At 70.0% G+C, this 19,697-nt stretch carries 20 protein-coding genes; 8 read left to right on the forward strand and 12 right to left on the reverse strand.

The window, feature by feature from the left end; all coding sequences use genetic code 11:
• Window positions 1-31 precede the first annotated feature (31 nt).
• A complete protein-coding gene (locus BLW84_RS25415) occupies window positions 32-1,849 on the forward strand; it encodes a flavin-containing monooxygenase (protein ID WP_093269764.1) in 1,818 nt (605 codons plus the stop codon).
• Between the two features lie 114 nt (window positions 1,850-1,963).
• Here BLW84_RS25415 and BLW84_RS25420 read toward each other — a convergent pair whose 3' ends face one another.
• Window positions 1,964-3,121 carry an LLM class flavin-dependent oxidoreductase gene (locus BLW84_RS25420; protein WP_093269766.1) on the reverse strand — a complete coding sequence of 386 codons (1,158 nt, stop codon included), beginning with the start codon at window positions 3,119-3,121 and terminating at the stop codon, window positions 1,964-1,966.
• A gap of 213 nt (window positions 3,122-3,334) precedes the next feature.
• Between BLW84_RS25420 and BLW84_RS25425 the strand changes: the two genes are divergently transcribed.
• Window positions 3,335-4,807, forward strand: a complete 1,473-nt coding sequence (locus BLW84_RS25425; RefSeq protein ID WP_177226682.1) for an AMP-binding protein — start codon at window positions 3,335-3,337, stop codon at window positions 4,805-4,807.
• Window positions 4,808-4,821: 14 nt separating this feature from the next.
• Here the strand turns inward: BLW84_RS25425 and BLW84_RS25430 are convergent, their stop codons facing one another.
• Window positions 4,822-5,250 carry a pyridoxamine 5'-phosphate oxidase family protein gene (locus BLW84_RS25430; RefSeq protein ID WP_093269769.1) on the reverse strand — a complete coding sequence of 143 codons (429 nt, stop codon included), beginning with the start codon at window positions 5,248-5,250 and terminating at the stop codon, window positions 4,822-4,824.
• Window positions 5,251-5,332: 82 nt separating this feature from the next.
• Between BLW84_RS25430 and BLW84_RS25435 the strand changes: the two genes are divergently transcribed.
• Window positions 5,333-6,292, forward strand: coding sequence for an AraC family transcriptional regulator (locus BLW84_RS25435; protein ID WP_093269770.1), 960 nt, complete (start codon window positions 5,333-5,335; stop codon window positions 6,290-6,292).
• Between the two features lie 36 nt (window positions 6,293-6,328).
• Here the strand turns inward: BLW84_RS25435 and BLW84_RS25440 are convergent, their stop codons facing one another.
• Window positions 6,329-7,447 (reverse strand): NAD(P)H-dependent flavin oxidoreductase, encoded by a 1,119-nt coding sequence (locus BLW84_RS25440; RefSeq protein WP_093269773.1) that lies wholly within the window; start codon window positions 7,445-7,447, stop codon window positions 6,329-6,331.
• 253 nt (window positions 7,448-7,700) lie between these two features.
• Between BLW84_RS25440 and BLW84_RS25445 the strand changes: the two genes are divergently transcribed.
• Both BLW84_RS25445 and BLW84_RS25450 read left to right on the forward strand, forming a co-directional pair.
• Complete coding sequence (locus BLW84_RS25445; RefSeq protein WP_093269776.1) at window positions 7,701-9,146, forward strand: MFS transporter; 1,446 nt, start codon at window positions 7,701-7,703, stop codon at window positions 9,144-9,146.
• 10 nt (window positions 9,147-9,156) lie between these two features.
• On the forward strand, window positions 9,157-9,744 hold the full coding sequence (locus BLW84_RS25450) for a TetR/AcrR family transcriptional regulator (protein ID WP_093269778.1): 588 nt from the start codon (window positions 9,157-9,159) through the stop codon (window positions 9,742-9,744).
• A gap of 21 nt (window positions 9,745-9,765) precedes the next feature.
• Here BLW84_RS25450 and BLW84_RS25455 read toward each other — a convergent pair whose 3' ends face one another.
• Window positions 9,766-10,233 (reverse strand): SRPBCC family protein, encoded by a 468-nt coding sequence (locus BLW84_RS25455; RefSeq protein WP_093269781.1) that lies wholly within the window; start codon window positions 10,231-10,233, stop codon window positions 9,766-9,768.
• A gap of 185 nt (window positions 10,234-10,418) precedes the next feature.
• Here BLW84_RS25455 and BLW84_RS47660 point away from each other — a divergent pair, with 185 nt between their 5' ends.
• Window positions 10,419-10,787 (forward strand): hypothetical protein, encoded by a 369-nt coding sequence (locus BLW84_RS47660; RefSeq protein WP_177226683.1) that lies wholly within the window; start codon window positions 10,419-10,421, stop codon window positions 10,785-10,787.
• 117 nt (window positions 10,788-10,904) lie between these two features.
• Here BLW84_RS47660 and BLW84_RS25465 read toward each other — a convergent pair whose 3' ends face one another.
• Window positions 10,905-11,078, reverse strand: coding sequence for a DUF397 domain-containing protein (locus BLW84_RS25465; RefSeq protein ID WP_093269783.1), 174 nt, complete (start codon window positions 11,076-11,078; stop codon window positions 10,905-10,907).
• A 3-nt stretch (window positions 11,079-11,081) separates the two neighbouring features.
• Window positions 11,082-11,930, reverse strand: a complete 849-nt coding sequence (locus BLW84_RS25470; protein ID WP_093269786.1) for a helix-turn-helix domain-containing protein — start codon at window positions 11,928-11,930, stop codon at window positions 11,082-11,084.
• A 128-nt stretch (window positions 11,931-12,058) separates the two neighbouring features.
• On the opposite strand from BLW84_RS25470, the gene BLW84_RS46495 reads away from it, so the two are divergent.
• Window positions 12,059-12,592: a hypothetical protein gene (locus BLW84_RS46495; protein ID WP_143061100.1), complete on the forward strand. Its 534-nt coding sequence runs from the start codon at window positions 12,059-12,061 to the stop codon at window positions 12,590-12,592.
• Here BLW84_RS46495 and BLW84_RS25480 read toward each other — a convergent pair.
• On the reverse strand, window positions 12,579-13,190 hold the full coding sequence (locus tag BLW84_RS25480) for an HAD family hydrolase (protein WP_093269863.1): 612 nt from the start codon (window positions 13,188-13,190) through the stop codon (window positions 12,579-12,581). The two genes, BLW84_RS46495 and BLW84_RS25480, sit on opposite strands and share 14 nt — an antisense overlap.
• A gap of 413 nt (window positions 13,191-13,603) precedes the next feature.
• Between BLW84_RS25480 and BLW84_RS25485 the strand changes: the two genes are divergently transcribed.
• Window positions 13,604-14,926 carry a cytochrome P450 gene (locus BLW84_RS25485; RefSeq protein WP_093269792.1) on the forward strand — a complete coding sequence of 441 codons (1,323 nt, stop codon included), beginning with the start codon at window positions 13,604-13,606 and terminating at the stop codon, window positions 14,924-14,926.
• Window positions 14,927-14,939: 13 nt separating this feature from the next.
• Here the strand turns inward: BLW84_RS25485 and BLW84_RS25490 are convergent, their stop codons facing one another.
• From BLW84_RS25490 to BLW84_RS25510, 5 genes are all read right to left on the reverse strand, one after another.
• On the reverse strand, window positions 14,940-15,545 hold the full coding sequence (locus tag BLW84_RS25490; RefSeq protein ID WP_093269795.1) for a TetR/AcrR family transcriptional regulator: 606 nt from the start codon (window positions 15,543-15,545) through the stop codon (window positions 14,940-14,942).
• Window positions 15,529-16,935 carry a phenylacetate--CoA ligase family protein gene (locus tag BLW84_RS25495; RefSeq protein ID WP_245761368.1) on the reverse strand — a complete coding sequence of 469 codons (1,407 nt, stop codon included), beginning with the start codon at window positions 16,933-16,935 and terminating at the stop codon, window positions 15,529-15,531. Before BLW84_RS25495 ends, BLW84_RS25490 begins: the two co-directional genes overlap by 17 nt.
• Window positions 16,936-17,057: 122 nt before the next feature.
• On the reverse strand, window positions 17,058-17,675 hold the full coding sequence (locus tag BLW84_RS25500) for a class I SAM-dependent DNA methyltransferase (protein ID WP_093269798.1): 618 nt from the start codon (window positions 17,673-17,675) through the stop codon (window positions 17,058-17,060).
• Window positions 17,676-17,741: 66 nt separating this feature from the next.
• Window positions 17,742-18,494, reverse strand: coding sequence for an amino acid ABC transporter ATP-binding protein (locus tag BLW84_RS25505; RefSeq protein ID WP_093269800.1), 753 nt, complete (start codon window positions 18,492-18,494; stop codon window positions 17,742-17,744).
• Window positions 18,494-19,411, reverse strand: coding sequence for an amino acid ABC transporter permease (locus BLW84_RS25510; RefSeq protein ID WP_093269803.1), 918 nt, complete (start codon window positions 19,409-19,411; stop codon window positions 18,494-18,496). The genes BLW84_RS25505 and BLW84_RS25510 overlap by 1 nt, the downstream gene beginning before the upstream one ends.
• Window positions 19,412-19,697 lie beyond the last annotated feature (286 nt).

Raw genomic sequence — 19,697 nt, forward strand, 5'->3', positions numbered from 1 at the left:
TACTCGACAACTGGGATGACAGGGAGTTGGGATGACGCAGACGATCGACCCGGTGGCAGGGCCCGGCTCCCCGCAGGAGCGCGTCGATGCCTGGCTGAATCGTTTCGAGTCCGCGCTCGCGGCCGGCGACGCCCGGCAGGCCGCCGCGATGTTCGCGGCCGACAGCTACTGGCGGGACCTGGTGTCGTTCACCTGGAATCTCAAGACCGTCGAGGGGCGCGAGGGCATCGCGCACATGCTGGAGTCCTGCCTCGCCGACACCGCGCCCTCCGGATTCCGCACCACGGAGGCCCCGGTCGAGTCGGCGGGCGTCGTCGAGGCGTGGATCGAGTTCGAGACGGCCGGCGGCCGCGGGAAGGGCCATCTCCGGCTGACCGACGAGGGCGGCTGGACGCTGCTCACCAGCCTGCGCGAGCTCAAGGGGTTCGAGGAGCCGCAACGCGAACGGCGTCCGAAGGGCGCCCACCACGGGACGATCAGGGGACGTCGTTCCTGGGCCGAAGAACGCGACCGCGAGGAGACCGAGCTCGGGCGCGAGGAGCAGCCCTACGTCGTCGTCATCGGCGGCGGGCAGGGCGGCATCGCGCTGGGCGCGCGGCTCCGCCAGCTCGGCGTGCCCGCTCTCGTCCTCGAACGCAACGCCCGCGCCGGGGATTCGTGGCGCAAGCGCTACAAGAGCCTCTGCCTGCACGACCCGGTCTGGTACGACCACCTGCCGTACCTGCCCTTCCCCGACAACTGGCCGGTCTTCGCGCCCAAGGACAAGATCGCCGACTGGCTGGAGATGTACACGCAGGTGATGGAGGTTCCGTACTGGACGAGCTCCGAGGTCACCTCCGCCGGTTGGGACGACGAGGCCGAGCGGTGGACGGTGGTGGTCGACCGCGACGGCGAGGCGATCACCCTCACGCCCCGGCAACTCGTCTTCGCCACCGGGATGTCCGGCAAGCCGAACATCCCGTCGTTCCCGGGGATGGAGCTCTTCCAGGGCGATCAGCACCATTCCTCGCAGCACCCCGGCCCCGACGCCTACGCGGGCAAGCGGGCGGTCGTGATCGGCTCCAACAACTCCGCCCACGACATCTGCGCCGCGCTGTGGGAGCACGGCGCCGAGGTCACCATGGTGCAGCGCTCCTCCACGCACATCGTCAGGTCCGAATCGCTGATGGACATCGCCATGGGCGACCTCTACTCCGAGCGCGCGGTGAGCTCGGGGATGACCACCGACAAGGCCGACATGGTCTTCGCATCGCTGCCGTACCGGATCATGCACGAGTTCCAGATCCCGGTGTACAAGCAGATCCGGGAGCGTGACGCGGACTTCTACGACCGGCTGGAGAAGGCCGGGTTCCTGCTCGACTGGGGCGACGACGAATCCGGGCTGTTCATGAAGTACCTCCGCCGCGGCTCCGGCTACTACATCGACGTCGGCGCCTCCGAGCTGGTCGCCGACGGCGAGATCGCCCTCGCCCACGGCAAGGTCGACCACCTCACCGCCGACGGCGTCGTGCTCGCCGACGGCACCGAGCTGCCTGCCGACGTGGTCGTCTACGCGACCGGGTACGGCTCGATGAACGGCTGGGTGGCGGACCTGGCCGGCCAGGAGATGGCGGACCGGGTGGGCAAGTGCTGGGGCCTGGGTTCGGGCACGACGAAGGATCCCGGGCCGTGGGAAGGCGAGCAGCGCAACATGTGGAAACCCACGCAGCAGCAGGGCCTGTGGTTCCACGGCGGGAACCTGCACCAGTCCCGGCACTACTCCCTCTACCTCGCCCTGCAGCTCAAGGCCCGGTACGAGGGCATCCCGACCCCGGTCTACGGCCTGCAGGAGGTGCACCACCGGTCCTGACCGTCCGATGTTCCCGCCGGTCACGGGGCCGTGCGTACTTTGTGCTGCTATGGCGACACAAAGTACGCACGGCCCCGGATCCACCGGAACGCCGCCGCCAGAAGCGGCCCGTCGCTACGCGCGTTCGGCTTCGTACTTCTTGGCCATGTGGGCCACCGCGTCGTGCTGGGCCTGGGCGTGGCCTTCCCGCGTCGCACTCGCCCGCGCCTTCGCGTCCAATGTGGACTGGGCTTGGCCCTGGAAGGCGGGCAGCACGTGCTGGGCGATCAGTTCGTAGGAGCGCTTCGTCGCCGCCGGGTTCGCCCACTCGTGTGCCATCAGCAGCATCGCGCCGAACCCGCCGGACTGGCCCACCAAGCGCTGCACCTGCTCCGCCGCGTCCTCCGGGGTGCCGATCACGCCGACGCCCGAATCGCGGATGAACGCGATCATCTCCCCGACGTCGCCGCCCGACACGTGCATCTGCGGGAAGGCCGCGATCTTCTGGAAGTACTCGAACCAGTCCGCGATCCCGTGCTCGACGTCCCGGTACGCCTGCTCCCGGGTCTCGGCGACGTGCATCAGGCCGACCAGCCGCCACGCCTCGCGATCCACCTCGGTGCCGAACGCCTCGGCTCGCTCGGTCGCGATGCCCCAGTGGTGCCCCAGGGCGTCGAAGCTCTCGGCGGTCAGCGTCGCGCCGATAGACAGCAGCCCGATGCCGTGCCGCCCGGCCAGCCGGGGACCGGTCGGAGACGCCACCGCGGCCACCGCCACGTCGAACAGCGGATCCGAGTAGGGCCGCAGCTGCAGGCGCGCGTCGACGAGGTTGTGCGTCCGGGTCCGCGCGGTGACCGCTTCGCCGCGCAGCAGGCGCAGCACGATGTCGAGGTTCTCGTCGAGCAGCTCGCGGGTCTCGGTCGGGTTGAGGCCGATCATCGCCGAATCCGTGGGCAGCGAGCCGGGCCCGACGCCGAGCATGACCCGGCCGCGCGTGAGGTGGTCCAGCAGCACCATGCGGTCCGCCACCCACAGCGGGTTGTGGTACGCCAGCGAGATCACGCCGGTGCCGAGCCTGATGTGCCGGGTCCGCTCGGCCGCGGCGGCGATGAAGATCTCCGGCGAGGCGATCAGCTCGCTGCCCGCCGAGTGGTGTTCGCCGATCCACGCCTCGTCGTAGCCGAGCGCGTCGAGGTGCTGGATGAGTTCGAGGTCGCGGTGCAGTGCCAGGGTGGGGTTCTGGCCCGCGGTGTGGAAGGGGGCCAGGAAAACGCCGAAACGCAGCTTGCTCACGCCTACCTCCTGGATAGCCCGGAATGCCTTCCCCAGTGCACTAAAGTCGGCTGACGTCTGCAATCGCCCGACCGGACCGGCCGAAATAGCCTGCGCCTATCGGTTCGTTAGGCCTGCCGTACTTGTCGTACCCACCGGTCGGTGATTCATTCGGTGCGCAAAGCCGGTTTTCCGCTGTCCGCCTGTCCGAAGTGGACGACAAGGAGCTCGAGAGTGCCCGCAGCCGACCGGCCCGTCGCCGGTACCCCGTTCCCCGTCCGGCTGGCCGAACTCGCTGCCGCCGAACCCGACCGCGCCGCGCTGACCTGCGAGGACACCACGCTCACCCGGGCGGAGCTGGAATCGGAGTCGAACCGGCTGGCCCGCGACCTGCTGGCGCGCGGGGTGCGGCAGGGCGACTTCGTCAGCATCGTGCTGCCCAACGGGGTGCCGTTCGTGCTCGCCGAGATCGCGGCCTGGAAGGTCGGCGCGGTGCCCCAGCCGCTGAGCCCCAAGCTCCCGGCCGGCGAACTGGCGGAGATCATCGCGCTGGCCGAACCCGCGCTGGTGATCGGCGATGTGGAACCGGAGCTGACCGGCGGGCGCCCGGTGCTGCCCGCGCGATTCCGCTCCGCCCAGCAGGACGACGGCCCGCTGCCGGTGGCGGTCTCGCCCGCGTGGAAGGCGCCGACCTCCGGCGGCAGCACCGGCCGGCCCAAGGTGATCGTCGCGGGGCGGCCCGCGCTGGTGGAGGACGTGGAACCGTCCGCGGACAGCTTCGGCATCGAACCCGGCGGCGTCGCGCTGGTGCCGTCGCCGGTGTCGCACAACGCGCCGAACATGTCGGTGGCCATGGGATTGCTGCGCGGCAACCACGTGATCCTGATGCGCCGCTTCGACGCCGCCGAGACGCTGCGGCTGATCGGCGAGCACCGGGTGACCTGGCTGTACGTGGTGTCGACGATCCTGGCCCGGATCGCGAAGCTGCCCGCGGAGGTGCGCGACGCCGCCGACATGTCGAGCCTGCGCGCCGTCTTCCACACGGCGGCGCCGGTGCCGGTGTGGCTGAAGCGGCAGTGGATCGACTGGGTCGGGCCGATCCTGCGCGAGCTGTACGCGGGCACCGAGGCGCAGGCCGCCACGTTCATCACCAGCGAGGAATGGCTGGCGCACCCGGGCTCGGTGGGCCGGGTGCTGCGCGGCGAGATGCAGGTGCGCGACGCCGGAGGCCGGGTCCTGCCGCCGGGCCGGGAGGGCAAGGTGTGGATGCGCACGGCGGCGGACGTCGATCCGACGTACCGGTTGCTGGGCGGTCGGGCGCAGGTCGACGGGGAAGGCTGGGAATCCCTCGGCGACATCGGCTGGTTCGACGAGGACGGGTACCTCTACCTCGGCGACCGGGAGACGGACATGATCCTGGTGGGCGGCGCGAACGTGTACCCGGCGGAGCTGGAAGCGGCGCTGGCGCTGCACGACGCGGTGGTGGACAGCTGCGTGATCGGCCTGCCCGACGACGATCTCGGCAACGTCCCGCACGCGATCGTCCACCCGCGCCGCCCGGTGACCGAGGAGTCGTTGCTGGAACACCTCCGCGCCCGGGTCGCGCCCTACCGCCTGCCCCGGAGCTTCGAGTTCGTCTCGGACCCGCTGCGGGACGAGGCGGGCAAGATCCGCCGCTCGCGCCTCCGAGCCGAACGCCTCCCCTGATCCCGGCGGCGAACTCAGTTCAGGAAGCGGCGCACGGTTTCCGGGTGGATGACGAGGCGAACCTGGTCCGCGGCCAGTATCCCGGCGAGTTCGTCGGCGCGGGCCGAGTCGTCGAGGTCCCAGTAGCGAGCGGCCAGGCGGGCGGCCAGGTCGTGCGCCCCGCCGGGTTCCACCGTGGTGCGGCCGGCGACCGACAGCCAGCGCTCGCGTTCACCCACCGGGGCGGCGACGACGATCGAGGCGCGGGGGTCGCGGCGCAGGCGCCGCGCCTTGAGCGTGTCCGGGCCCGTGAACAGCTGGATCGTGCCCTCCGCAGTGGCCTCGAACCACACCGGTCGGGGCTGCGGCGGGAGCGGCGCCCCGGCCACGGACAAGAACCCGTGCAGGGGGCGTCGGAGGAATTCGAGGTCCTGGGCGGTCAGCGAACCGGCGTCGGTGCTCATGCCGCCGATTGAACACGGCCGGCTCGGACGATCCCATGGGCGAGAAGCCGGATCGCCTGCGTATTCGTCTAGCCTCGGCGACGTGGACGTGTTCGGTGACCTGATCCGCGGGGTGCGGGCCCACGGCTCGTTGTTCGGCAGTTCGACCCTGTCTCCGCCCTGGGCACTGCACTTCGTGGACGGCGCGCCGCTGACCCTGTGCACCGTCCTCACCGGAGCGGGCTGGATCGTGCCGGAGCACGGTCCACCCGAGCCGCTTCGCGCCCGCGAGACGATCGTCGTGCGCGGCCCTGCGACGTTCACCTTCGTCGACGAGGTCGGCACCCGGGCCGAACCGATCGCGTGCGGGGAGCACTGCGCGACGCCCGAGCACGGCGGGACCCGGCACCGGCTCGGCTGGAACGACGGCGGCGGGAACGCCGGTGACACGATCCTGATCGTCGGCGCTTATCCGGTGCGCGGCGAGATCAGCCGCCGACTGCTGGACGCGCTGCCCGTCCTGTTGCGCGTGGACGCCGGAGGCACGGCCGACGCCGTGCTGGACCACGTCGCCGCCGAGGTCGCCGTCGACACACCGGGCCAGCAGGTAGTGCTCGACCGGCTGCTGGACTGGATGCTGGTCTGCACGCTGCGCGAGTGGTTCGACCGGCCCGGCAGCGAGGCCCCGGCCTGGTGGTCCGCCCAGCGGGACCCGGTGGTCGGCGACGCGCTGCGCCTGCTGCACGCCGAACCGGCGGCACCGTGGACGGTCACCGCGCTGGCCGAGCGCACCGGGGTGTCGCGTTCGACGCTGGCCAAGCGGTTCGCCGACCTGGTCGGCGAACCGCCGCTCACCTACCTCACCCGCTGGCGCATGACGCTCGCGGCAGACCTGCTGGTTGAGCAGGAGTCCGCGACCATCTCGGACATCGCCCGCACCGTGGGTTACGCCGACCCGTTCGGGTTCAGCGCGGCGTTCAAACGGGTCCGCGGCACCAACCCGAGCGAGTTCCGGCGCACCGCGGCCACCGCCTGCGGAACCGCGCTGGCCGCAAACCGGTGAAGAGCGCGATCCCCATCAACCCGCCTGACCGATCGCCTAGTCACGCGACGGCGCGAGGCGGGTCAGGACCTCCTCGCAGTCTTCGACGATCTCCCGGGTGATGTCCGCCGCCGGTCGGAGTTCCCGGAACGTGCCGACGACCTGGCCGATGAAGAAGGATGCCAGCGCCTTCGCTCCGTCGTTGCCCGCTTCGGCCGCCTGGTTGATGCGTCGCCACGCCTGGTCGACCAGCATCGGTTGCAGCGGCATCGGCAGCGGCGTCGGGCTGCCCGGGCTCGCCCACTCCTCGTGCCACGCGCTGCGCAGCTGGCGGGCCGGTTTCCCGGTGCGGGTCGGCGAGCGCAGCGTGTCGCCGCTGGTCGCCGCCAGGAACTTGGCCTTCACCGCGGGCGAGGTGATGTCCTCGTGGCTGGACAGCCACACCGAGCCGCACCAGACGCCGGCTGCGCCCAGCGCCAGCGATGCCGCCATCTGCCGCCCGGTGGCGATGCCGCCGGCCGCCAGCACCGGCACGTCGCCCGCGAGGTCCACGACCTCCGGCACCAGCACCATGGTCGCGATCGTCCCGGTGTGCCCGCCGGCCTCGGTGCCCTGCGCGACGAGCAGGTCGACGCCCATGTCCAGCTGTCGCTGGGCGTGCTTCGGCGAGCCGATCAGCGCCGCGATCGGCACCCCGTCGGCCTTGCCGCGCTCCAGCATCGCCGGCGGCGGGGTGCCGAGCGCGTTCGCGACCAGGGCGACCCCGTGCGAGAAGGCGACGTCGAGCAGCGGCTGCACGATCTCCGGGCCGACGCTGGCGGCGAACCGGTCGCCCGCCGATGCCGTGTCGGCCGGCGGGATGTCGTACTTCGCCAGCAGCGAGTCGACGAAGTCGTAGTGCTCCTGCGGGATCTGGGCGCGCAGGCTGGCCAGGTAGTCCGCGGGGTCTCCGGTGGCCGTCCTGGTGGGCACCAGCACGTCGACGCCGTAGGGGCGGCCGTCCACTTGCTCCTCGATCCAGGTGAGCTGCGCGTCGAGCTCTTCCGGGGTGTAGCCGGTCGCGGCGAGCACGCCGATGCCGCCGGCGTTGGTCACGGCCGCGACCACACCGGGTGACCGGTTGAATCCCACCAGCGGACTTTCGATGCCCAGCAGTTCGGTCAACGCGGTGCGCATGCGCGCTCCTTCCCATCGCCGGGGCGACATTGCGCCGGACAGCCGCATGATGCCTACCGCCGCCGCAGAGCACCAGGACGCATTTCGCCGACGTCGCCGCAATCCCCCACCCAGGTCTATCCACAGTGGACGAACTCCTGGGCGAAACATCCCGAATCGCGCTGAATCGAGACCGACGACTCCTTGCGGCACGAGGTGAACACGAGTTTACTTGCATGGTGAACACAAGTTCACGCCGATAGCGAGGAGCCCGATGAGCCTGGCCACGCCCACCGCACGACGAAGTTCGAGGCTCGTCATCGGAGTCCTCGCCTCGTGCGGTATCGCGGTGTCGTTGATGCAGACCCTGGTCGTACCGCTGCTCCCGGAATTCCCCAGGCTCCTCGACACGACGCGGTCCAACGCGGGCTGGCTGGTCACCGCGCCGCTGGTGGCGGGCGCGGTGTGCGCGCCCGTCCTCGGCCGCCTCGGCGACATGTACGGCAAGCGCCGGATGCTGCTGATCTCGCTGGCCACGATGGCGGTGGGCAGCGCGATCGGCGCGGTCAGCGACGACTTCACCGCCGTCCTCGTCGGGCGGGTGCTGCAAGGTGCCGCGGTCGGCGTGGTGCCGCTGGGGATCAGCATCATGCGCGACGAGTTACCGGAGGACCGGGTCGGTTCCGGGGTGGCGTTGATGAGCGCGACGCTGGGCATCGGCGGCGCGGTGGGGCTGCCGGTGACCGGTGTGGTGGCCGAGAACCTCAACTGGCACTGGCTGTTCGCGGGCGCGGCCGCGTTCGCGATCGCCGAGATCGCGCTGATCCTCTGGATCGTCCCGGAGTCGCCGCTGCGCACCGGCGGCCGGTTCGACTTCCTCGGCGCGGTGGGGCTCTCGGCGGCGCTGACGTGCCTGCTGCTGGCGATCTCCAAGGGCAACGAATGGGGCTGGACCAGCGGGGTCATCGTCGGCCTGCTCGTCGCGTCGGCGGCGTTGTTCCTGGTGTGGGGCGTGTACGAACTGCGCGTCGATGCGCCGCTGGTGGACCTGCGGGTGTCGGCGCGGCCGGCGGTGCTGCTGACCAACATCGCCTCGGTGCTGGTCGGCATGGCGATGTTCGCCGGGTTCCTCGTGGGCTCGCAGATCATGCAGGCCCCGGAGGACACCGGCTACGGCTTCGGCATGTCGCTGGTGCTGACCGGCCTGGTGCTGCTGCCGATCGGCGCCGCGATGGGCGTGTTCTCGCCGGTGTCCGCGCGGATCTCCCGGCGGCGCGGCCCGCGCACCACGCTGATCCTGGGCGGCACGGTGCTGATGGTGGGCAACCTCGCGGGATCCTTCCTGCACTCGCCGCTGCCGCTGGTGGTGTTCAACCTGACCGTGGGCGCGATCGGCGGCGCGTTGTCCTACGGCGCCCTGCCGACGCTGATCATGCAGGCGGTTCCGCCGACCGAAACCGCCGCCGCGAACAGCTTGAACAGCCTGGCCCGCTCGATCGGCACGTCCAGTTGCAGCGCCATCGTCGTCGCGCTGACGACCGGGTCGGTGGTGCAGATCGCCGGCGTGAACTACCCGTCGACGCTCTCGTACTCGTGGGTGTTCCTGGTGGCGGGCGCGGCGGCGCTGGCGGCCGCGCTGATCGCCGCGGCGACGCCGGGAACCCGCCGGTACACGCCTGTTACCGCGCAGGTGGCGACCGCGACGGGGCGGTCGCGCTAGCCTGAACGGCATGTCCAGCACGGCAACGGCCCCAGCGGTCGGCGAGGACCAGCGGCGCGACGCGTGCGCCACCCGCGAAGCCATCCTCAAGGCGGCGCGGCGCCGCTTCTCGTCGTGCGGCTACGCCGACGTGACGTTGCGCGACATCGCGGCGGACGCCGAGGTCAGCGCGGCGCTGGTGATGAAGTACTTCGGCAGCAAGGAAAGCCTGTTCGCGGAGGCCTCGGGCTTCGAGCAGGACGCCGAGCGCCTGCTCGACTGCGAACTCCCGCGGCTCGGCGAGCACCTGGTCCGGACGCTGCTGGACTATCACGACCGGACGCAGGGCGACCCGCTGGTGCGGGCGGTCTTCACGTCGTCGCGACCGGCCGGGGCCCAGTTCCGCGCGAACTTCGAACGCCAGCTGGTGAGCCGGCTCGCCAAGCGTCTGACCGGCCCGAAGGCCCGCCTCCGGGCGGAGCTGGTCTGCAGCCACCTGATGGGCCTCGGCGCGGCCCGGCTGGTCCTGAAGACCAAGGCGATCAGCGCAGAACCGAAGGAAGACCTGATCGCGATCACGGCCCCGCTGCTGCAGAACTGGATCGACGGCCCGCTGTAGCGGACGATCGCGCGGCTTCGGTCAGCCCGCCGCTTCGACGTACGACGCCAGGCTCGCGAGCGAGGAGGCGATCCCGGTCTCGTGGGCCGCTTGATCGATACCGGGCGGCACGTCCGCGGCGGTGACGGTCACCTCGGTCCCGTCGCCGGCGGCGGCGAGGTGCCAGGTCATCGTCATGGTGCCTGCGAACGACGGATCGTCGGCCTCGAACACCGCCCGCTGCACCACGCGCTCGTTCGGCACCAGGTCGGCGAACCCGATGTCGACGACGTCCGTCGCGTCCGAGGTCTTGCCGGGGCTACCGCTGGGATCGAGGTAGGTGAGGACCATCCGGAACCCGCCACCGGGCCGGGGATCCCACCGCTCGATCCGGCCGCGCATGCCCTCCGGCGGCAACCAGGCTTCGAGGGCCTCCCGATTGAGGAGGGCCCCGTACACCACCTCCGGTGGCGCCGCGATCACCCGGCCAACGCGGTCAGTTCTCGCCATGGGCGGATTCTAAGCGACCAAGTCGGATTTCATCGCCAATTGTTTCCTCCGCACACGCCGACAACACCGAATTCTCGCTAGGCACAACCAGAATCGGGAAACCGCGCCTCCGCGGCCGTTCCTCATTCGCTAGCCCGGCGCAACAGTGGCGCGAGGGTCTCGCGGAGTTGGGCGGGGTTTTGGTGGTGCAATGCTCTCATGCCCAGGCCCCGGGCCGCTTCGACGTTCTGGAGGGTGTCGTCGACGAACAGGCAGCGGGCTTCCGGGACACCTGCTCGGGCCGCCGCGAAGCGGAGGCCTCGGGCTTCGAGCAGGACGCCGAGCGCCTGCTCGACTGCGAACTCCCACGGCTCGGCGAACACCTGGTCCGGACACTGCTGGACTACCACGACCGACCCCAGGGCGACCCGCTGGCGCGAGCGGTCGTCACGTCGTCGCGACCGGCCGGGGCCGGGCTGGTCCTGACGACCAAAGCGATCAGCGCAGAACCGAAGGAAGACCTGATCGCGATCACGGCCCCGCTGCCGCAGAACTGGATCAACGGCCTCCTGTAACGGCCGATCGCTCCGCCACGGCCGACGTTTCCCCAGCTCATGGCTCGTGAGCGCTTTGGACTGCCATAGCGATCCAAAGCGCTCACGAGCCGGACCGGCCAAACCCGCACCACTACGTCAACGCTCGAAACGCCCGGTCTTGGCGGCATGGATTAACGAGCCGACATCGACCCTCAGCCAAGGGCCGTTGGGGTCCTTCGAATCCCGCACCAAGCCTCGCGGCCTCGACAGCTCGACGCAGTTCCCGTTCGGCCCTGTGTAACTGGACTTCTGCCAGGAGTAGCTGGACACGGCTCACCTTTCCCATTTCGCTTTCGCTTTTAGGACGAACTCGGCGGAATCTTTCCGATCCATCGCCAAGCTTTCAATCTGCTGAACCGCGCTGCGGTACTCGTTCACATCGTGCTCCGCCGGGATGAATGCACCCGAGCTGTAGTGCTCGAAGTGAACAACCGGGGAGATGTCGTCGAACTCGTAGAGCACGAACGGCCCCAGCAAGCCGGGATGCCAACCGACGCGCAGCGGCATTATTCGGACGGCAACATTGCTCCTACCCGCCAGCTCAAGGAGCTGGTCCAGTTGCTCCAGCATGACCTCGCGCGGCCCGATCGGCTCGAACAGTGCCGCCTCACCGATGAAGGCGTTGAAACTCACCGGGTCGATCCGCCGCACGATGACCTCGCGTCGGCTGGCGCTCAACATCACCCGGAGCTCGGTGTCCGCATCCGACAAGCCACTCGACTTCTTGATCGCCCGGCTGTAGTCCAGTGTTTGGAGCAGGCCGGGGATCAGCATCGGAGCCCACTCGACAATCGCCGATGCCGCTCGCTCGCATTCGACGGCACCGGCCAGTTGCTGGGGAATGCCATTCAGGCCGACAGTGAGCCAGTTCGGCTCGTGCACGTTGCGAGCCAGGTCGAGGACGCGGTCCCGCTCCCCTGCCGTCACGCGCAGCGTCGCAAGGATCGCGGCGACCGTTTCTATCTTCGGAACCCGTTTGCCAGTCTCCCAGTTCGAGATCTCGACGTGGGTGTAGTCGAGCATGCGCCCCAGTTCTCGGACTCCGATACCCGAGGCCAGCCGAGCTTCCCGCAACGCCGACGACAGCGCCCTGGCGCGTGGCATACCTGCGGTAGCAGACATGAAACACATCCTATCGATAGTTCTCAGCTTGGTGATCACCCAATTTGAGGAGTGGTGGAGCTGTAGCGCTACCAAGCACTGTGGTTCCTGTCAGCGATCCAGTGACAAGACCAGCTCGGGGAGGAACCTTGGTAAGCAGGAAAATAGTCGCAGCGCAGGGCAGCGAGCCATTGCTCGACACGCCGGAAACGACGTCGACGCACCACTTCCAGCACTGGTTCGGGCTCGTACCGGAGTGGTGCAGATTTTCCCACATCCGTTGTGACACAAGCGATTTCCACGTCACCTCGTGGTGCGGGCAGAGGTTCCAGATCGACGAAGTGGAGGAATGTTCGCGGCCGGGCACTGTAACGCCCGGTCTAGCTCCGGCGGTCCGGGAATGCACGGACTGCGAGGTGCAATTCGCCTTCCGGAACACCGCGGAACCGCCGGTTCGCGTCGAACCCTCCGACATACCGGCACGGATCGACACCCCGAGCCAGATGCTGTCGGCGGTACACCTGCTGCGGGACGGCCTGGACGGCGAGGCCCGGCAGATTCCGCTCGGAAACCTGGATACCGACCGTCTCGGTCACCTTGCCGGTCAAGTAGAGATCTTCGCCCGTGCCCTGCGTCGTTTCTGTTGGCTGGCTGGGACAGGCGAGCGCCTCAACCGCTCATGAGCGCCGCCCGGAGTTGGGCGGGGTTTTGGTGGTGCAATTCTCTCATGCCCAGGCCCCGGGCCGCTTCGACGTTCTGGAGGGTGTCGTCGACGAACAGGCAGCGGGCTTCCGGGACACCCGCTCGGGCCGCCGCGAATCGGTAGATGCCCGGGTCGGGTTTGGCGATTCCCACCCGGGCACTGTTGACCACCTCGTCCAGGAGATCCGCTATCCCGAGCCGGTCCAGGTCCGATTCCAGCCTGGTGGTCGCGTTCGACACCAGGATCACCGGGACGTGTTCTCGCGCCGCCGCGAGCAGTTCCGCGACTTCGTCGACGACTTCGCCCGCATGGGCGGACCACTCCGCGACGAGCGCACGCGCCGCCTCCGGCGTTGCGCACGCTTCGGCGAGGTCGGCGGCGATCGCCGCGCGCCATTGTTCGTCCGTCTGTGCCCCGGTGATCGCGGGGTTCAGGCGGTCCGGCGCGAACGCCGTCTTCGCCAGCGTCCCCCGCGGCAGGCCATTCGCGCGGTCCAGTCCGGACATTATTTCCGGATCCCACCAGCGAAGAACGCCGTCGAAGTCGCAGAGGATCGCATCGAACTCCGTCTCGGGCATGGAGCCCATGCTGCCACGAGCGGACGGTCCACGGCGGCCGCACCGGTGCGGTCGGCCCGGCAACAGCCCGCGCGAGCCCGGGATTCGGCCGCACTGTCGCCATCGGACAGACCTCCCTCCTGGGTCGATCGCGGCGCTCTCGTCCCTGATTCCCTGCTATTCCCAGACTTTCGGCCACAAGCAGGTTAGGCCGTTCAGTCGTTGGATTTCAACGGTTGATTGCGCAAACTTCGTCAACAGGTAACCCCTAATCAAGGAGGCGAAATGACGAGCTACGTCCGGCACATCGCGGCGCGACTGGTCGGCAAGACCCGGATGGGTGGCTTCTACACCTACTGGATCATCGCCAACTGACAGCGCGGCGGGGTGGGGGCCCGCTCCTCACCTCCACCCCGCAATCCGGAGGGAAACCGTTGACCAGCACCAGAAGCAGCACGGCTCGGCCGCCCGGCCCGAAGGGTCGCCTACTGGTCGGGAACACGCTCGACTACGACCGCGACCGGATGGCGTTCCTCCGCCGCTGCCACCAGGAGTACGGCGACGTCTTCTCCTTCGACGACCGCACGATCGTGGTGCTCGCGCCGGATCTGGTGCACGACATGCTCGCCCGGACCAACGAGGACTTCCACAGCGAGAGCACGCCGATCGCGACGCGGATCGATCCGGAGCGCGCGGCGACGGACGCGCAGGTGTGGATGACCGCCAGGCGGAAGGGCTGGCACGGGCTCAGCCGCACGGTCTCCCATGCCCATTCGGCCCGGCTGCACCCGCTGTTCCGGCGGACGCTCGACGAAACCGGTGGGCGCCGGGTAGAAGTCCTCGACGTGATGGAGCAATTCGCCGGCCGCGCCACGGCGGACTTCTGCCTGGGCGCCGACTCCGGCGGCGTGCCGGAGGTCCTCACCGAGAACGTCAAGGCGATCGAGCCGCTCGGCGGCAGTTCGCAGCTGTTCCCGGCCTGGTGGCCGTCCAAGCGCATCCGGCGATTCCTCCGGGCGCGGGAGAGCACGCTGGTCGTCATCACCGAGAAGATCCGGCAGCGCCAGGCGAGTTCGCCGGCACGGCCCGAGCAGCCGCAGGACCTGCTCGACGTGCTGCTCGCCGCGCGAGATCCCGAGCTCAGCGAGCTCCAGGTCCAGCGGTTGCTCCGCGGCATCATGCTGGCCGCGTACGGGGTGCCGGCTTCGGCGCTGACGTGGCTGGTGCGGGTGCTGGCGACCGAACCCGAACTGCGGCGCCGGGTGTCCGAAGAGGCCGAGGCCTGGCCGCACGAGGAGGCGCCGCCGCTGTCCGCATTGCCGCAGACCGAGGCGGTGATCAAGGAAGTCCTGCGGTTGTGGCCGCCCACCTGGCTGATCGGGCGGACCGCCCGGCGGGAGACCGAGCTCGGCGAGTGGCGGCTGCGGCCGAACGACCAGGTGATGTTCAGCCCGTACCTGATCCACCGGGATCCGCGCTGGTGGTCCGATCCGGACCGGCTGGCGCCGGAGCGGTGGCTCGACGCGCAGGCGTCCCCGCACCGCCACACCTACATCCCGTTCGGCGCCGGACCCCGGGTCTGCGTCGGCACCCAGCTCGGCATGATCCAGATGGCGCTGGCGGCCTTCTGGTTGGTGCGCGAGTACGAGGTGACCACAGAGGACGGTGCCTGCCCGCCGAAGTTCCAGGAACTCCTGCAGCCGCAGGGATTCACCGCTCGTTTCATCCCGCGCAGGGCCGGTGCTGGGTCGGCGTGAGCGAAAATCCGCTTCACAGCGGCAGTCCCGCCTCCAAGTGAGCCAGGCCCCGGTCCAACGCCTCCAGCGCGTCCAGGTCCGGATCCTCCGCCCAGCGCAGCCACACCTCCAGCAGCACGCCGAACACCGCTCCGGTGAAGCTGCGGACCGCCGCGTCCGCGGGATCGCGACCGGCCCGTTCGGCCACCAGCCCGGCGAGCATGCGCTGGGTCTGCTTGATGTTGCCCAGGCTCGCCGCCCAGAGTTCCGGGACGGTGAGCACGAGTTCCTGGAGCTGCCGCCGCCGCGCGACTTCGTCGCCGGAGAGCCCGCCGAAGGCCGAACCGATCGCCCCGCGGACGGCCTGCAGCGGAGTCAGCTCCGCGGGTTGGGCGCGGAACGCCTCGACCACCTCCGGGGCGTAGCCGTCGGAGACGACCAGTTCCTCCTTCGTCGGGAAGTAGCGGAAAACGGTGCTGGGCGAGACCTCCGCGGCCTCGGCGATCTGCTCGACGGTGGTCGCCTCGTAGCCCTGGGCGGCGAACAACCGCAACGCCTGCCGCTGGATCGCGGAGCGTGTCCTGGCCTTCTTCTTCGCCCGCAGTCCGGGGGCCGGGTTCGGTTCAGGGCTTGCCGTCATGGCTCGATTCTCCTTGCTGCGCCGGGTCGAACGGGATCGCGGTGCGGAACTTGCCGCCCCGGCCCTGCCGCGGCGGCTCCGCGGCGCGTTGCAGGTCGACGCCCCCCAAGCCCCGGTCGGCGAGGGCGCGGGCCACTCCGTCGAGCACGGCGCGCCAGACCTCCTCGGCATCGGCGCCCGCGGCGCAGGTGAGCCTGATCCGCAGCGCCATCGGCCCGGTCTGCTCGGCCTGGAACAGGCCGACCCCCGGCACCCGGTCGATCAGCGTGTTCAGCACCATCGACGGGATCTCGACCGTTTCCCCGCCCGGCGCGAGGAAGGTGAGGCTGTTGGCCACTCGGCCGCGCACCCGGAACGCGGGCCGTGGGTCGCCGCACGGGCAGGCGTCCGGCCGCTGCAGGACGCTGTCGCCCAGGTCGTAGCGCAGGATCGGCTGGATCCGGTTGGCCAGGTTGCTCACCAGCACGGTGTGCGAGAGCTCGCCGGGCGCGACCGGCCGGTGGTCGGCGTCGACGGGTTCCAGCACCGCCCAGTCGCTGTTGACGTGGTACCAGCCGTGCGCGCAGCCATCGGTCAGGAACGGGCATTCGGTGGCCCCGTAGGTGTCGCGGATGCGCGCTCCGAAGGCCGCGGCCATCCGCTCCCGCTCCCCCGGCGCGACCGCTTCGCCTGCCGTCTCCACCAGCACCGGATCGATGTGCAGGCGCTCTTCGCGCTGCTCGCGGGCCAGCAGGGAGAGGACGCTGGCGTAGCCGATGACGATCGCGGGCCGGAAGCCGTTCAACCCGGCCACCAGCTCCGCCATCGACGCGTGCGCGGAGAACACCCGCACGAGCCGGCGGGTGACCGGGTTGGCGAACAGCCGCTCGGACCCGGCCGCCACCAGGAAGTGGCCCCCGGTGGCCACGACCAGCGCCATCCGGCCACCGCGCGCCACCGCCCCGGCCAGCCCGGCCGCGCCCAGCCAGGAACCCCGCATCCGCGACGCGAGCGCGACGTTGACCGCCAGCGCCCGCTGGTCGACCACGAAGATGCCCGGCGCGCCGGTCGTCCCCGACGTCGTGATCAGCGTGTACCGCCCGGCGAACGGCCGCCCGGCCGAGCCGGGGTCGGCCACGAACTCCTGTGCCGCCGACCATGTCACCGAGCGGTCGGTGACCCAGTCGTCGAACTCCGCCATCAGTGCCTTCTTGCCGGTCACCGGCAGCAGCGCCGGGTCGGTGACCCGGTCGGGCAGGCCCCGGTAGAGCCGCCGGTAGAAGGGCGAGTTCGCCCTGGCGTAGGCGACCTGCGCGGCCAACCTGGCTCGCCCGCGCTCGGCCATGGCCGCCGAACCGAGCCGGCGCAGCCGGTCCGCCTCCCGCAGCCGCCCCAGCATGCTCTCGCGCACGACCACTCCCTCCTGAGAATGTTGACATCCTACTCTCATTTGAAATTTGACTGTCAACTTTTTTCGGGCACGAAGAAGGGCACCCCCGGCAGATTCGGAGGTGCCCTTGAACGGGTTTCGCGCTAGCGGACTTCGAGGACCGGGATCCGGCAGCGGACGTCCTCGCCCCGCACCGACTCCCACTCGTCCGCCTCCCGGAGGCGGATCCGGCCGTCGGTGGCCAGGCCGTTGATGTGCTCGCCCACCTTCCGGGACTCCCAGACGTGCGCCACCGTCGCCACGACCAGGCCGCCCGGGCGGACCACCCGGACCAGCTCGTTCAAGACCTCCGGGCCGACGTGGCCGTCGGTGATCGTGCCGACGCAGATCGCCGCGCCGTAGGTGTCGTCGGGGATGTCCAGGCGCCGCGTCAGGTCTGCCTTGGCCAGGTCGCGGTAGATGCCGCGGGCCCGGGCCTTCTCGAGCATGCCCTGCGACAGGTCGATCCCGTCGATCACCGCGACCGACCGCTGCGCCAGCTCCGCGCCGACCAGGCCGGTGCCGCAGCCCGCGTCCAGCACCGGCCCCGGGTCGCCGGCCAGGTGCACCAGGCGGTTCGCGGCGTTCGCGGGCGCCACGTAGTCCATGCCCTGGACCATGTCCGCGTCGTACTCCGCCGCCCACTCGTCGTAGACCGCTTCGGCTTCTTCCTTGCTCTTGAGGTCGTAAGCGCGCTGCAGCTTCGGACTGCGCCCAGTCATCATCGACTCCCTTCGCCCGGAGCCACCCACCCTGCCACGATCCGATTCCGGGAAATACGACGGAGATCACAGCACGCGTTGCAGGAAGTCCCTGGTCCTGGGCTGCCCGGGGTCGTCCAGGACCTTGCCCGGCGGCCCGGTTTCCAGCACCTCGCCGCCGTCCAGGAACACGACGGTGTCGGCGACCTCCCGGGCGAAACCGATCTCGTGCGTCACCACGACCATCGTCTGACCGGCCGCGGCCAGGTCGCGCATCACCGCCAGCACCTCCCCCACCAGCTCCGGATCCAGGGCGCTGGTCGGTTCGTCGAACAGCAGGAGCTTCGGTTCCATCGCCAGCGCGCGGGCGATGGCGATGCGCTGCTGCTGGCCGCCGGAGAGCTGCCGCGGGTAGGCGTCCTCGCGATCCGCCAGGCCGACGCGGCGCAGCTTCTCCCGCGCCCGCACCAAGGCGTCCTTCTTGGACAGACCGAGCACGCCGACCGGCGCCTCGATCAGGTTCTCCAGGACCGTCAGGTGCCCGAACAGGTTGAATCCCTGGAACACCATGCCGATCCCCGCGCGCTGGCGGGCGATCGCGCGGTCGCCGAGCTCGTGCAGCTTGCCCGCCGACTCGCGGTAGCCGATCAGCACGCCGTCCACCTCGATGCTCCCGGCGTCCACCTTCTCCAGGTGGTTGATGCAGCGCAGCAGCGTGCTCTTGCCCGAGCCGGACGGGCCGATCACGCAGGTCACCTCGCCCTGCCGCACCGCCAGATCCACGTCGCGCAGCACCGGCGTGGCGCCGAAGCTCTTGTGCAAACCGGTAATCCGCAGCATCACCGGGCTCCCTTCAGCGCGGCGCGCAGCCGCTGCAGCGGTGTCGGCGGCAGCTCGCGGTGGGCACCGCGGGCGTAGTGGCGTTCGACGTAGTACTGGCCCGCGGTCAGGATCGACGTGATCACGAGGTACCAGACGGTCGCCACCAGCAGCAGCGGGATCACCAGGTAGTTCCGGTTGTAGATCAGCTGCACCGAGTAGAGCAGGTCGTGCACTGCGATGACGCTGACGATCGAGGTGCCCTTCAACGTGCCGATGAGCATGTTGCCCGCCGGCGGGATGATCGCGCGCATCGCCTGCGGGAGCACGATCCGGCGCAGCACCCGCATCCGCGTCATGCCCAGCGCCTGCGCGGCCTCGGTCTGGCCCGCGTCGACCGACAGGATGCCGGCGCGCACCACTTCCCCGGCGAACGCGGCCTCGTGCAGCACCAGGCCGATCACCGCCGTCGTGGTGCCGCCGAGCAGGTTCACGGTGTCCACTGTGAACCACGGGCCGAAGCTCAGCGTCGGGTACAGCGCGCCGATGTTGAACCAGAACAGGAGTTGGACCAGCAGCGGGATGGACCGGAACAGCCAGGTGTAGGTCCAGCTCAGCCAGTTCAGGACGGCGTTGCCGGACAGCCGCATGACGGCCAGCACGGCGCCCAGCGCGAAGCCGAGGACCATGGTGACGGCGGTCAGCCACAGCGTGAGCCAAAGGCCGTTCAGCACGGCCGGGAGCGTGAAGTAGGCGGCGACGACGGGCCACTGGAAGTTCGGGTTCGTGGCCATCGAATGCACCACGAGCGCGAACACGACCAGCGCCGCGACGGCGGCGATCCACCTGCCGGGATGCCGCGCGGGCACCACAGGTGGCGGGGCGACGGTGGCGGGCCCGGTTTCGGGCACCGCCTGCAGATGCGTTGATCGGGTCATCGGGACTTCCCTGTCGTGCGGCGAATCCGCGGAGATCAGCGCGTCGATTTCCCGCGGAAATCGCGCTGCTTGGACGAAAAGGAGAGGAACGCCTCGCAGGAAACGGCCGCCGAACGACGTCGGCGGGGACCACCACCGCCTGACACGCTAGCCGTCCCGGCCGCGGGGTCAAGGCCGTCCCACAGGTTGATCGTCGTTGACACCCATCCGGCATCCGGCGATTCTCGTTGCGTGACCAGGCAACTGCGTTTGGTGAAACGCGCCCACATCGACCTCGCCCTGGTGT

Source organism: Saccharopolyspora shandongensis, from assembly GCF_900106995.1.
GTDB classification, from domain to species: Bacteria; Actinomycetota; Actinomycetes; order Mycobacteriales; family Pseudonocardiaceae; genus Saccharopolyspora; species Saccharopolyspora shandongensis.